Raw genomic sequence first — 13,560 nt, 5'->3', positions numbered from 1 at the left:
TCGGCCTGCTTGTCCTGACCGTATTCGATGCTGTCGTCATGGTGCTGATCTGGCATGAATGGAAGGTCGTGCGGCAGCACAAGCCGGCATGACAGCGAAGTTTCTCGCCGCTGAGTTGGGAACGCATCAATCTCACCGGCATCGACCCTGGGATTGAACACCACATGCCCGAAGGCTCCAGAACGCTTCGCTTGCCAGCACCAATCCGACGGGCCGCGTGATGTTCATATTTACGTGCCTCCTCCGGTGTCGCCCGGTCCTCGCCGGCGTCGATGCATAGTTGCACAGCCTCCCGCCACTTAGGCCCCATCTTGGTCCACTTCATGAGTTCCTCGGCGGCACCCTCGACATTGTTGCACCCGTAGGTGACCCCAGGTCGGTCGGTTTTAGCGTACACCGGAGCGGAGAACCAACGGGTTGCCATGACACCTTCTCCTACGGGGGGAGATACATCTTGGCTTCCTTAGCGGCAGCCTCGAAGGCCTTTCGTACCACCTGAGGGTCAATCGGATCGCCCTCCAGATCTGAAAGGCAGAGGGTCACCGCCTTTTGCCAGCGAGGTCCTCTCCGAGTCCACGTCTTGAGCTGCTCAAGGGCTGCCTTGGCATTGTTGCAGCCACGCCTGTCGCCGGTTTCAGTCTTCACGAACACCGGAGGGACGAACCAATGGGTTGCCATTGAGGGATAATTAGAGGGGGTGAGAATGTTTGGAAGGATGTCTGAGCTGGTGATCGACTTTGGCTCGCGCGAAGAGCCACACGACCTGCTAATCAGGAAAAAGCATGCCCTCCTCCTCGGCAGCCTGCTCGAACGCGTGGCGGGCCTGCATTGGGGACACCTTACCGCTCAAGGCATCCACACAGACGCGCACCGCCTCTTGCCACCTAGAGCCACGCTTGGTCCACAAGACGAGTTCCTCAGCCGCAGCCTGAACGTGGTGGACCGCGTAGCGGAAGCCTTTATGTTCCGTCTTAACGTACACAGGGGGTGAGAACCAGAGGATTGCCATGGGTGGAATTTAGCGAACGACGTCTTCTGCAGCCAGCCTCCGGTCGGGGAGCATTTGGTGGAATTCCTGAGGCTGAGCGGATGTTGAAGTAATTGGCCGTCAGCCACCAGCCCTAATCAGCTTCCCCTCCTCCTCGGCGGCAGCCAGGAATGCCTTGCGGGCCTCCTCAGGTTCCATCTCGTCGGCAATAACAGTCACGCAAACGCGCACCGCGAGGTTCCAGTGAGGGCCACGGTTGGTCCACTTCAGGAGTTCATTAGCTGCTGCCACTGCGTTGTTGACGTGGTGTGTCAGGCCGGGACCTTCAGTCCTGACGGGAACCGGAGGGGAGAACCAATGGGTTACCATGGGGTCACTCTTTGCGGACCGATGAAGTCCCCTAAGCAAGTTTTGCTCATCCGACAGCGTTCGTTCTGATGATAAAGTGAGCAGCTTTCGAAGGAAACTGCGGGCAGCTTCTGACCTCTGCATTGTTCTCTCGACTTCAACCATGATTGTATCGACCCAACTTCTGTATTTTGTCGGGAACTAATAAGAGATCAACCGACGATTTCGTGTGGAATGGTGGGCTCAGGAACGTTTGGTAGGAATTTCTGAGCGGGGGATCGGATAACTGGCTAGCGCGAGGACCCCCGTGCCCGCTTCGTTTCCTGCACGGTGCGCGCCCGGCGCGGTGCGGAGCGTGCATCAAATTGTTCCTGAAGGCGCGACGGTGAAGCGGCATTCGGAACGACGGCACGATAGCCGCCGTAACCGCCTTCCCGAGCAGTCCCTCGCCTCGGCGGCTTACGTCCGATCCACGCCGTCTGCGAGGACCGGAATGGCGAGGTCATCGAAGCGGCGCCATCCTACAGCGAGTTCAGCGCGCCTGAAGGTCAGGCCGCAGCGCGGCGGCTCGATACCGGCCATAGCCGACGTTCACGAGCAGCCCGTCCTCGCACATCCGGGAGAGATGGCATCGTGGGATGGCGATGTCAGTGAGATCGCGTCCGCACCTCGCCGCGCCCTTGCGCCAGAGCAACGGCGCGATCCTGGAGTGACGGCGGCCGCCCGCCTGCAAGGCGTAGCGCTTCTGCGCGGTCACGATCAGGTTTTCGCATTTGATGCCGCTGTGGCGCGTCTCGGCGTAGGGCTACGGCGAATTCGTATTTCTCAAGATGCGATGGATGTCGCGTCTTTCGGCGACATGATTTTGTCGCGGTCACAGGCTTTAGTCAGGCGAATAGGAACGCCCGAGCTGATTTTGACGCGAATTCGCCCCGATCTTGAAGAGGAGTACTGACACGTATGGTCGCTAGCCGTTTTTGCCAACCCTAAGGAGAAAACGAAGTCGCCGATGATCCAGGACAAACCCACGGTAGGCGTCGTGGTCCCGATGTTTAATGCCGAGCGAACCATTGGTTCTACCCTGATTAGCATCTGCCGTCAGAATTACCAGGCATTGGACATTATCGTGGTAGACGACGGATCGACGGACGAGTGCGCATCAATCGTGGCCTCATATGCCAAGAAAGATCACCGTATACGCCTCATAGCAAACTCGAATGGCGGCGTGGCGAACGCTCGCAACAGCGGTGCGGCTTCCACCAGCGCGGAGTTTCTGGCGTTTGTCGACGCCGACGATCTTTGGGCCCCTTCCAAGATCGCACTACAGTTGCGCGCCTTGCAGGAAGGTGGCTCTTCGGCGGGCTTGGCCTATTGTTGGTTCGCGCATATCGACCAGGATGGTCGAGTATTCTCGCTGCGCCATCGGCCCGACGCCGAAGGTCATGTACTCCAGCGCCTATGCAGACAAAATTTTGTCGGTAACGGAAGTTCGCTACTCGTACGTCGCTCCGCATTCGAGCGAGCGGGACAGTTCGATCCGTCCTTGCGGGCCAGGAACGCACAAGGCTGCGAGGATCTTCTAATGTGCCTCAACATTGCGGAAACTTATGAGTTCCGGCTCGTCCCTCAGCACCTTGTCGGCTACCGGATGACGAACCTCAACATGTCAAGCGATGTCATGCAGATGCTTCGCTCGTGTGAAATTGTCCTTGCCGAATTTCGTGAAAAGTATCCGTCATTCGGGCGCGATTTCGATGCCCACTTGGTCGACATGATCCATTGGCTTGCCACAAGAGCTTTCATTGAGGGACGGTTTTTCGCGGCCGGCGAGCTGCTGAGGAGGCTTTTTGTGACGGAGCCGGGCGTTGCGATCTCCCGCCTGCCCAATATGCTGGAAGAATATTGCAGGGCCCGACTGGTTCCTCGATGGCTCAAGATGCGCGTGAGACGAATGCGAAACGACAAGAGCGAATTTCGGCCTCTCTATAGCGAATTGAGCTGGTGAAGATGTCCGACATGCCGAGTCGGCGCGCAAATTTGTTGAGCGCAGAACTGTACAAGCTGTTTGGCCCGGATGGCTGCGCAGGTATCCGCCACGTGGATTTGGATACCCAAGTCAGTCCCGAGGATTGCGATTCTGGAATGATCGTGTTGTGGCGCGGCGGGCTTCCGGTCGGGCATTTGCTCAGAGGGAGCGACGGTGAGTGCCGCACTATGCCGATCACGGCCGCTGCAGGTCCAACGCTTACTCCACCGGTTCTGCCGAGCGCCAGCGTGGTCATATGCACACGCGACAGGCCGAAAGAATTGCGGCGCTGCCTCTCCTCGCTTCCCCAGCAAAGTGTCCCGCCGGCAGAGATCATCGTTGTCGATAACGCATCGACAGGTAGCGAAACGCGCGAGGTAGCACTCGCTGCCGGCGCAATCTACGTCCGCGAGGATCGACCTGGTCTGGACATCGCTCGCAACCGGGGCGCCCAGCGTGCATCCGCGGAAATCGTCGCCTACACTGACGATGACGTCCTGCTTCACCCGCAGTGGCTTGAGCAGCTGATCACGGCGTTCGACAGGCCTTCGACCGGCGCGGTGACAGGCCTTGTACTGCCAGCAGAACTTGCCACCGAAGCACAGCGCTATTTCGAGACGTTCTGGAGCTTCGGGCAAGGCTACAGGCCGCAATTGTTCCGCGCGGCCGACTTTGCCTCTAGCAGGCACGAAGTGTTCCCGGCATGGAAAATCGGTGCCGGTGCAAGCATGGCCTTCCGGCGCGACGTGTTTGACCGCGCGGGGCTGTTTGACGAGCGCCTTGACGTCGGCCAGGCTGGATGTTCGGGCGACTCTGAATATTGGTATCGGCTGCTTGCCAATGGATATGACTGCCGTTACCAGCCAACCTCCGTCGCATTCCATTTCCACAGGCGGACTATGGAAGGCCTGGCCAAGCAGATCTATTTCTACATGCGCGGTCACTCGGCCGCATTGCTCGTCCAGCATGAGCGGACTGGCGTGAAGGCGAATTTGAAACAGGCTTTCAAATGGAAGCCACTCTGGTACCTCGGCAGGGTCCGCAGAAGGCTGCTTGGATGCAGGAGCGCTGAGGATCGTTTCATTTGGCATGAAATCGCCGGCTATGCTTCAGGAATCCTGTTCTACCTCCGAACCAAGCGCGTGTAAGGACGACGTGGCGGACAATCCCTCGGTTTCAATCGTGGTGCCTGCCCGGAACGCGGAGCTGACGCTGGCACAAGCACTCGATTGTCTCATCAATCAAGACATTACTGATTGGGAGGCGATCATCGTCGACGATGACTCGAATGATCGTACTGCCGCAATCATCGCCAGTTATGTTGGGCGCGATGCTCGATTTCGCACGGTGAATTCCTCTGCCCATAGCGCCGCCGGCGCGCGCAATCAGGGGATCTCGTCAGCGCGCGGACGCTGGCTAATGTTCCTGGATGCCGACGATTGGGTAGACGCCAGCTTCCTTGCCAAAATGCTGGCCGCATTGAAAACCGCTCCCGATCCAGTGGCCGCTTATTGCGGTTCTCGGCGCGTGATGCCCGATGGCGCACTCACCCCGTCGAGCATCGCCCCCGAGGTTGCGATCCAACCCTTCGAAACATTCGCGCGCCGGTGCGCCATCCGTACTCACGCGCTGCTGATCGACCGGGCGACGATCGTCGAGTTAGGCGGCTTCGATGTGTCGCTGGCCACCTGCGAGGACTGGGATTTGTGGCAGCGCGTCGCACGTCTCGGGAACCGTTGGGTGATGGTCGACGAGCCGCTCGCCTACTATCGGGCGAGCCCCAATTCGCTCACCCGAAATTCGACGCAGATGATATCAGATGCGGAGATCGTGATTGCCCGCGGCTTTTCTGCCGACCCCAGAGTCAAACACCCAGCGTCTGCGCACGCCAAGGGAGCGAACCCGTTGGACGGCCGCGCCGCTTGCGAAGCACTCGCGTGGTTCGCCTTGTGGAACGCTGCGTCGGATTGCGGCAGCGGCGGCGGCTCGATCCCCTCGCGGATCCTGCGCGCGCTCCCGGCCAGATACGAATGGGCGCCTGAGATCGCTAAGGTGGTCTTCGACGGCCTGATGGTAGGAAGTCTATCGGCGCCGCAGCAATTGGCCGCCAGATGGGACAGGTTCGGTGGCCCCCTCACCGACTTGGTGATTGAACTCAGCAATCTCTGGAGCGACCCTGCCGCAGGCCGCCGGGTACAATATCATCTTGACCAAATGCTCCTCGACTTCGATGATCTTGCCGCACCGCGCAGGCTGGCGCGAACGCTGGGGATACGCGTCGATGTTCGGCATCCGGGCTCGACCGAACTTCCGGAAGGGATCGATCAACTTTATGTCTACCTAATGATGGAAGGGCAGATCGAAGCTCTCGTGCAGTTCGGTGTACTCGGGAGAGTGACAAGGCGTCATTGGATTGAATTGATCCTGGCTTTCGTGCCCCCTGAGCGGCTTCTAGGCAATCTCTCCGGCCATAGCCGCATGGCGTCCCGCTTCTGGAAGCGTGTCGCGCGGCTTGCGAGGCGATCGCCTGTAGATGCACCGCAAAAGGGCGCCGGTGCCGACAAGTCAAACATGTCTGCAGCCGAGGCATTGTTGTCCATGGCGGGACGCCGGTCTGATCAGGACAGCCATTTCGGCAAACTTGCGGGATTGGCCGCGGAAGCGCAGGCGCTGGTTCGGTCGAGCGCCGAAACTAAAGAGCCTTTTGCAGCGCCGCGGCGTGCACGGGCCGCGGATGGGCGCGACAATGATCGCACATCTTTCTGGAATCGCCATTTTGCGATCGAGGATCCCTGGAACTACGGTTCGCCCTATGAGCAGGAAAAATATGAGCGGCAGCTCGAAATTCTGCCTGCCGGTCCCATCGGACGGGCGCTTGAGCTGGCCTGCGCGGAGGGCCACTTCACGCGGCAGCTGGCGCCGCGCGTGGGCCATTTGACCGCAACTGACATCTCCGCCGTAGCGGTCGGGCGGGCGCGCGCGCGGTGCAGACACCAGTTGAATATCGAATTCAGGGTACTGGATTTTCTTGCGGACACGCTGCCGGGCGAGATGGATTTGATCATCTGCTCGGAAGTGCTCTATTTCCTGGACAATCTCGACAAGTTGCGGCGCGTCGCCTCAAAGATCGTCGAGGCGTTGGCGCCCGGCGGCAGTTTTGTCAGCGCACACGCATTCGTGCTTCGTGACAATATGGAACGGACAGGCTTCGATTGGGACCACAAATTCGGCGCGCAACTAATTTCGGAGACGCTGGCCGCGACCGAAGGCCTCGTTCTTGAGCGATCGATCCAGACCGATCTCTATCGCATCGACCGTTTTCGCCGCCTGTCCCCGGCAGAATTTGCGGCGGATCCGACGCTCGACCACCTCCCCATCCGCGCGGCCATCGAGACGGACGTCGCGCGAAACATCGTCTGGGGCGGGGCACGGGCGCTGCGCGGTGAGGTTGCGCGTAGCGAGCGGCGGCAGCGCATTCCCGTTCTCATGTACCACGGCGTCTCCGATGAAGGTCCGGCCGCACTCGCCCGTTTTCGGCTCGCGCCCGCCGCATTCGCCAGCCAAATGGCATGGCTGCGCGCCAATGGCTTTCACGCGATCATGTCAGAGCAGCTCGAATGGTTCATTGCCAACCGTCACCCTTTCGTGGGCCGTCCGGTGCTCATCACCTTCGATGACGGCTTGCAGAACTTTGCCGACCATGCCTGGCCAATCCTGCGCGCCAACGACCTGACGGCCGAAGTCTTCCTGGTAACGGACTTCGTGGGTGAAAGTGCACAATGGGATGCCGACAGCGGTCCCCCGGCACCACTCATGGACGCCGAGACCGTGCGACGCCTTGCCGGCGAAGGTGCCTTCTTCGGGAGCCATCTGGCGACGCATTGCGCCATCGATGGCCTTTCGAGCTCCGAGCTGGCCGCTGAGTTGCTGCGCTCGCGTATGTTCGTCGAGCGGTGGACCGGTCGGCCAACCGCGGCGTTCGCGGCACCCTTCTCTGTCACCGACCGACGGCTTGGCAGGCTGGCCAAGGAGTGCGGCTATCGAATCGGCTTCGGCGGCAGACACGGACCGGCGGACCTCGATTGCGATCCAATCGACCTTCCGCGCATCGAGGTGCGTGGGGACCGTTCGCTCGATGACTTTGTCGCCATGGTAGAGGCGGTGCTCGAATGAACGGCAAACTCGTCAGCGTCATTATCCCCGCTCACAATGCGCAAGATACAATCGACGAGACGCTCCGCAGCGTTCGGTCCCAGTCTCACCGCGCGCTCGAGATTATTGTCGTCGACGACGGCTCGCGCGACCAGACTGTCACCATCGCCCGACACCACATGGAGGTCGACCCTCGCGTGCGGCTGATCCGGCAGGCTAACGCCGGCGTGGCCGCCGCCCGCAATACGGGTTGGCAAGCGGCGCAATCCGATCTGATCGCATTCGTCGATGCCGACGATCTCTGGGCGCCGACCAAGATTGAGCGGCAATTGGCCGCGTTCGATCGGGCAGGCGAGAAAGTGGGGCTCGTCTACTGCTGGTATCGAGTCATCGATGCTCAGAGTGCGGTAACGGATGATCAGCATCGGCCAAACTGGCGGGGCGATGTGCTTGAGCGCCTTTTCCACGGCAATTTCGTTGGCAATGGCAGCGCAGCCTTGGTACACCGGCAGGCCCTGATAGACGCCGATGGTTTCGAGGCTGGGCTGCGCGAGGCCGGCGCGCAGGGTTGTGAAGATATCCTCTTCTATTGTCGCGTTGCCGAAACCTACCACTTCGAAGTCGTCGAAGAGCCGCTGGTGGGATATCGCTATCTACCGGGAAATATGTCGAGCAACATGACCCGCATGCTGCGGTCCTGGATGCTGGTGGTGGACGAGATGCTCGGCCGCCACCCGGATGCGGCAACCACGCTGCGTGAAGGCCTGCATTTCTATTCGGCGTGGCTCCTGGAGCGGACTTTGCGTCAGAGGCACCCGCGCTTTGTGCTTCCGATCCTGTCACTGCTGCTTCGCCGTCATCCCGCGATCGCCATGCGGGTAATCGCCGTGGATTTGCCCCGGATCGGGGCGCATTTGGCCAAACGCGCCGCGACGAAGTTGGTCCGCGGCCGCCTGCCTGTCCGCCCGCAGGTGATCGTACGCTTCCCAACCGGGGAACTGGAATGAGCGCCGCGAAAGAAGGCATTCGCCGCGGTGCGGTCCGTGCTTCGTTGCGCGATCTTTCGCACCTGCTTCGCATCGTGGGCAAGCCGCGCTGGGCGACGCCCGCTCTGCTCGCTCTTGGCTTTCTGTCATCCTTGGCCGAGACGCTCGGCATCACCCTGATCTTGCTGTTCCTCTATTTGGTGTCCAGCCGAATCACGGATGCTGGAAATGGCCTTCAGGGCCGAGCGCTGGGCCTGGCAGTCGCCTGGCTCGGTAGTCCTACCCGGCTCGCCTTCGCGATCCTCCTACTCATCTTCGCTCGTGGAGCGCTGGCGCTGCTGTATTCGTTGATAAGCTCCAGCATCGGCGAACGGATCAGCGAGCGCGTGCGCAACCTCGTCCACGAACAATATCTCACGGTCGCGTTCGGATCCATCCAACAGCACGAGCAATCGCAACTGATGGAGGTGCTCGGGACCGAATCGTGGCTGGTGGCGCAAGCGTATGGTGCAGTGACCCGACTCATCATCAACAGCTGCTCTATTTTCGTGTTCGCCGTCTTTCTCTTCACGATCTCCTGGAAGATCCTGGTGATCGCAGCTCTTGGCTCAATCGCGATCTCGGCGATCTTGCGCATCTTTTCGCGACCCGCGCGGGACCTGGGACATCGGGTGAAGAAAATCCATCAATCGCTCGGCGAGCATATGCTCATGACACTCCAGGCGTTGCGCACCATTCGCGCCTACGGACAGGAGGCGCTACATCAGCGTCGCTTCGTGCAATCGTCGGCGGCCGCGCGCGACGCATCGCTGTCCCTGATTCGCCTTTCGTCCTGGATCGGCCCAGCGACCGAGATCGGCTATCTGGGAATGTTGGGCTCCATCGTCCTGGTCTCCGGGTGGTGGCATATCAGCTTCGAGGTAACGCTGGCCGCTGTCGCCCTCCTCTATCGGCTGCAGCCGCATACGCAGGAGTTCGAGAGCAACCTGCTGTTTCTGGCGCAGATGCAGCCGCAACTGCGCTCGGTGTTGGAGATGGTCCAGTCCGAGGACAAGGAATATCCATCGCAAGGCACCATCGCACTCGGGAATTTGAACGCGAGTATCGTTTTCGAGCACGTGAGCTTTGGCTATGATCAAAATGCGCCGGTGCTCACGGACCTGTCGTTCGATATACCAGCCGGAGAAACCACGGCGCTGATCGGCGCAAGTGGCGCTGGCAAGACGACGATCGTGAACCTCCTCTTACGGCTGTACGAACCGACCTCTGGCGACATCAAGATTGACGGCACCCGGCTGCAGGACATCAGGCGGGACGACTGGCTGTCCAAGATCGCCGTAACGGGTCAGGACGTCGACCTCGTCGAGGGCACGGTGGCAGACAACATCCGCATGGCCAAAGCCGACGCGTCCCAAGAAGAGATCATTGTGGCTGCCCGCAGTGCCGGCGTCGCGTCATTCGTCGAAGACCTCCCCGATCGCTACGATACCTGGATCGGGCAGGAGGGGCTGCGATTTTCCGGCGGCCAGCGACAGCGCATTGGCCTGGCACGAGCTGTATTGCGCAATCCGGACTTCCTGATCCTGGATGAGGCCATGAACGCACTCGATACCGCGCTCGAGGATCAAGTACGGCGTGCGATTGACAGGCAGCTTGGCAAAAGGACAATTTTGCTGATCACGCACCGCATAGAAACGGCGCGTGATGCAGGCAACGTCATTTGGATAGAGAACGGCAGAGTCAACAGCCAAGGACCTGCCTCCGTCGTTGTTCCTCAATACCAAGGTCGCCAGCACGAAATCGTATGTGCCTCTGACGCTGAGGACAAAGGATGATGGCCCTGCTCTATTTTTCTTCAGTTGCCCTCAACGCTGACGCGCGTCCAAACCCGGAGCCTCTCCATCGACTCCGTCCGGCGCCGACAGTGAATCGAGAGCTGGTCGGCCGGTCTTTGCTGCTCTCTCGGCCACGGCAGCGTGGCGGACCTGTCATAATCGGCTACGGTACCAGGCCAGCGCCGTCTCGACGATCCTGTCTATTCCGGATTGCTCAGGCACCCAGCCAAGTTCCCGCTGCGCCTTGTCGGCCGCGGCCACAAGCGCTGGCGGGTCACCTGCCCTGCGCGGACCGTAAACCGCAGGAAGGCGCGATCCCGATGCCCGGCTGACCGCATCCACCAGCTCCTTCACCGTCGTTCCAGCTCCAGTCCCGAGATTGTAGACGTGGACACCCTTGTCGCGCAGCAGCTTCTCCCCTGCCAGGACGTGAGCACGTGCGAGATCGGTGACATGGACATAGTCCCGCACCGCGGTTCCATCGCGGGTATCGAAGTCGATGCCATTGATGGTAAAAATCCGGTCCCGCCTGACAGCCGCCTCAATAGCGAGGGGTATGACGTGTGTTTCCGGTTCATGCCGCTCGCCGACCTCGCCGTCGGGATCGCATCCGGCCGCGTTGAAATACCGGAGCACGACCGCGTCGAGGCCATGGGCATAGGAGAGATTATCCACCATCCGTTCTATGATAAATTTCGACCATCCATAGGGATTGATGGGCGACTGCGGATGCGTTTCGTCAATCGGAGAGCGAACCGGAACTCCATACGATGCGCATGTGCTGGAAAAGATCAGCTTGCCCACGCCGACCTTCAACATCTCCTCGAGTAACACCAGCGACCCGAAACTGTTGTTTCGGTAGTAGAGTCCGGGATTTTCGACTGACTCGCCCACATAGGCGTAGGCGGCGAAATGCGCCACCACATCAGGCCGATATTGTCGTAGAGCCGCCGACACGGCCTCGGCGTCGGAAATGTCGCCTTCGACAATCGGTCCCCATTTAACCGCGTCGCGCCAACCGCGCGAGAGATTATCATACGTGATCACCGACCAACCCGATTCGGCGAATGCCTTGCAACAGTGTGATCCGATATAGCCGGCCCCGCCGGTGACCAAGACGGTCTTCATTCGGCAGCGGCCGGCCGTACATAGCCCGACGAAACCAGGCCTTCAAAATAGGCAATGGTCTTGACAAGGCCGTCCCGCAATGCGGTTCTTGGCTCCCAATTGAGTTCGCGCAAGGCGCTCCCGATATCGGGCTGTCGCTGTCTAGGGTCGTCAACGGGCAAAGTCAAAAAACTCATCGACGACCGGCTTCCAGTAAGTTCGATCACCAGATTGGCGAGTTCTAGCATCGTGAATTCGACCGGATTGCCGAGATTGATCGGACCAGTAAGATCGTCAGCCGTCTGCATCATGCGAACCAGACCGTCGATGAGGTCGTCGACATAGCAAAATGAACGTGTCTGCTGGCCAGTGCCGTACACCGTGATCGGTTCGTTCAGCAGGGCTTGGACGATGAAGTTGGAAATGACGCGGCCGTCGTCCGGACGCATCCTAGGGCCATATGTGTTGAAGATGCGCGCTATCTTGATCCGCAGACCGTGCTGTCGCCGATAGTCGAAAAAGAGGGTTTCAGCACATCGTTTGCCCTCGTCGTAACAAGAACGGGGTCCTATTGGGTTTACCCTGCCCCAATAATCCTCGGTCTGCGGGTGAACGTCAGGGTCGCCGTAAACTTCGGACGTCGACGCCTGAAGGATCTTCGCGCGAACCCGTTTGGCGAGCCCTAGCATGTTGATCGCCCCGTGGACGCTGGTCTTGGTCGTCTGAACCGGATCGAACTGGTAGTGAACGGGGCTCGCAGGACAGGCAAGATTGTAGATCTCATCAACTTCAACGTAGAGTGGAAACGTCACGTCATGGCGAATGATTTCGAAGGAATGATTGTCGAGCAAATTGGAGACGTTTCTTCGGCTTCCGGTGAAGAAATTATCGACACAGGCAACTTCGTGACCTTCACCAAGCAGCCGCTCGCACAAGAACGATCCCAAAAAGCCCGCGCCTCCAGTCACCAGGATCCGCTTTGCCTGTGGCATTTTCGGGTCTCCAAGACAAATTAGCCAAGCTCACAATCTCGCTTCACCGTAGCCCGATCTACCGGGGTCTGCTTTCAATTTGCGTTACCAACAAGACATTTTTGTCGAAACGCGACCCGTTCCCGATGTCCGCGGCGGAAGAAGGCTGGGTTCGATTCAGATTAGCGGTCGTGGGTCAGTTTGAAATTCCGAGCCGCTTTCCCATCGTTGTTGCCCTTGGGATCGTGTGCGGTCTGCCCGCCGGGCGCGATCATCAGCCTGCCTGTGGCATATTAAGAGCCGCACCTACAGGTCGGACACATGGCGCACCAGCCAGCAACTGCAGAGCGCTCAAATAGAACCCTTGCCAACGGAGAGCCGTCCATACACGGCCCAATTTTGAGCCTCAGGGCGGTGGTGACTGGAACGCGCAGCATGTCGGTCGGCCGACTTGACCGCCTACGCTCTCGAGCCCACCTTCTCGATGGCCCGAAAGATCGCTAGCGCACTGCTCTCGAAATGCTCGCTGTACTGGATCTTGCCGGGGCCGTGCTCAACGAGCTGCCACAGCGCCTGCTTGCGCTGCAGCAGGGGCAAGGAGGTTAGATTGCGACCGTCGAGATGGAGGATATCGAACGCGACGAACACCAGCCGGCTCGGTTCGAGCCAGATCGCAGCTTCCTGCGCAGGTCAATGGGGAGCGCCCTGCTCGCCTGGAACAATGACCTCGCCGTCGATAATGGCAGCCCGGCATGGCAGTTCGGCCGCCAGCGCGATGGGCCAGTATTTCGTGGCCCAGTCACGGCCGTTCTTGCTGTATAGACGCACGCCGCCTTTATCGATGATGATCTGCGTTCGGTAGCCGTCAAGGTTGACCTCCTGAAGCCATCCCTCATCTTCGGGCGGCTCCGTGACCCGAGTCGGGATCTGCGGCGGAATGAACTCCAGCTGGCCGCCGTTCACCTTGGCACGCTTACTCAATGACGCCACCTTTGATCGCGCGGCGGCTGATCGGCACAGACAGCCCGACATCCCCCCAACTTGGATAGTGTGCTGAAGGTTCTGCAAAAAGTTTTGGAGAGAGAACGGGGCTTGCTCTGAGGGGCGAGCGGCCATGGCACGGTGGTGACGTTGCGATCACCGATTC

At 59.9% G+C, this 13,560-nt stretch carries 11 protein-coding genes and 1 pseudogene; 6 read left to right on the top strand and 6 right to left on the bottom strand.

Features of this window, described 5'->3' with window-relative positions:
- Positions 1–435 precede the first annotated feature (435 nt).
- From NKJ81_RS31530 to NKJ81_RS31520, 3 genes are all read right to left on the bottom strand, one after another.
- Complete coding sequence (locus NKJ81_RS31530; protein WP_352542856.1) at positions 436–678, bottom strand: DUF982 domain-containing protein; 243 nt, start codon at positions 676–678, stop codon at positions 436–438.
- Between the two features lie 88 nt (positions 679–766).
- Positions 767–1,009, bottom strand: coding sequence for a DUF982 domain-containing protein (locus tag NKJ81_RS31525; RefSeq protein ID WP_352542855.1), 243 nt, complete (start codon positions 1,007–1,009; stop codon positions 767–769).
- 99 nt (positions 1,010–1,108) lie between these two features.
- A complete protein-coding gene (locus tag NKJ81_RS31520; protein ID WP_352542854.1) occupies positions 1,109–1,501 on the bottom strand; it encodes a DUF982 domain-containing protein in 393 nt (130 codons plus the stop codon).
- Positions 1,502–1,961: 460 nt separating this feature from the next.
- On the opposite strand from NKJ81_RS31520, the gene NKJ81_RS31515 reads away from it, so the two are divergent.
- Genes NKJ81_RS31515 through NKJ81_RS31490 form a run of 6 tightly spaced genes read left to right on the top strand, consistent with a single transcriptional unit; the run spans position 1,962 to position 10,335 of the window.
- Positions 1,962–2,291 carry a hypothetical protein gene (locus NKJ81_RS31515; protein ID WP_352542853.1) on the top strand — a complete coding sequence of 110 codons (330 nt, stop codon included), beginning with the start codon at positions 1,962–1,964 and terminating at the stop codon, positions 2,289–2,291.
- 54 nt (positions 2,292–2,345) lie between these two features.
- Complete coding sequence (locus NKJ81_RS31510; protein ID WP_352542852.1) at positions 2,346–3,341, top strand: glycosyltransferase family 2 protein; 996 nt, start codon at positions 2,346–2,348, stop codon at positions 3,339–3,341.
- Positions 3,342–3,343: 2 nt separating this feature from the next.
- The gene (locus tag NKJ81_RS31505; protein ID WP_352542858.1) at positions 3,344–4,510 is read left to right on the top strand and encodes a glycosyltransferase family 2 protein; all 1,167 of its coding nucleotides are present in this window, start codon (positions 3,344–3,346) and stop codon (positions 4,508–4,510) included.
- Positions 4,511–4,517: 7 nt separating this feature from the next.
- Positions 4,518–7,535 carry a trifunctional glycosyltransferase/class I SAM-dependent methyltransferase/polysaccharide deacetylase gene (locus NKJ81_RS31500; protein ID WP_352542851.1) on the top strand — a complete coding sequence of 1,006 codons (3,018 nt, stop codon included), beginning with the start codon at positions 4,518–4,520 and terminating at the stop codon, positions 7,533–7,535.
- Entirely contained in the window at positions 7,532–8,521 is a 990-nt protein-coding gene (locus NKJ81_RS31495) for a glycosyltransferase family 2 protein (protein WP_352542850.1), read from the top strand. The genes NKJ81_RS31500 and NKJ81_RS31495 overlap by 4 nt, the downstream gene beginning before the upstream one ends.
- Complete coding sequence (locus tag NKJ81_RS31490) at positions 8,518–10,335, top strand: ABC transporter ATP-binding protein (RefSeq protein WP_352542849.1); 1,818 nt, start codon at positions 8,518–8,520, stop codon at positions 10,333–10,335. The genes NKJ81_RS31495 and NKJ81_RS31490 overlap by 4 nt, the downstream gene beginning before the upstream one ends.
- A 153-nt stretch (positions 10,336–10,488) precedes the next feature.
- Here NKJ81_RS31490 and galE read toward each other — a convergent pair whose 3' ends face one another.
- From galE to NKJ81_RS31475, 3 genes and pseudogenes are all read right to left on the bottom strand, one after another.
- A complete protein-coding gene (gene galE, locus NKJ81_RS31485) occupies positions 10,489–11,463 on the bottom strand; it encodes a UDP-glucose 4-epimerase GalE (protein WP_352542848.1) in 975 nt (324 codons plus the stop codon).
- The gene (locus NKJ81_RS31480; RefSeq protein ID WP_352542847.1) at positions 11,460–12,434 is read right to left on the bottom strand and encodes a UDP-glucuronic acid decarboxylase family protein; all 975 of its coding nucleotides are present in this window, start codon (positions 12,432–12,434) and stop codon (positions 11,460–11,462) included. The genes galE and NKJ81_RS31480 overlap by 4 nt, the downstream gene beginning before the upstream one ends.
- Positions 12,435–12,872: 438 nt before the next feature.
- Positions 12,873–13,376: pseudogene (locus NKJ81_RS31475) on the bottom strand (ATP-dependent DNA ligase).
- Positions 13,377–13,560: the final 184 nt, after the last annotated feature.

This window comes from Mesorhizobium sp. M0018 (genome assembly GCF_040323955.1).
Lineage (GTDB): Bacteria > Pseudomonadota > Alphaproteobacteria > Rhizobiales > Rhizobiaceae > Mesorhizobium.
The sequence above is the reverse complement of the archived record's forward strand: the minus strand, read 5'-3'. Positions and strand labels throughout refer to the sequence as shown.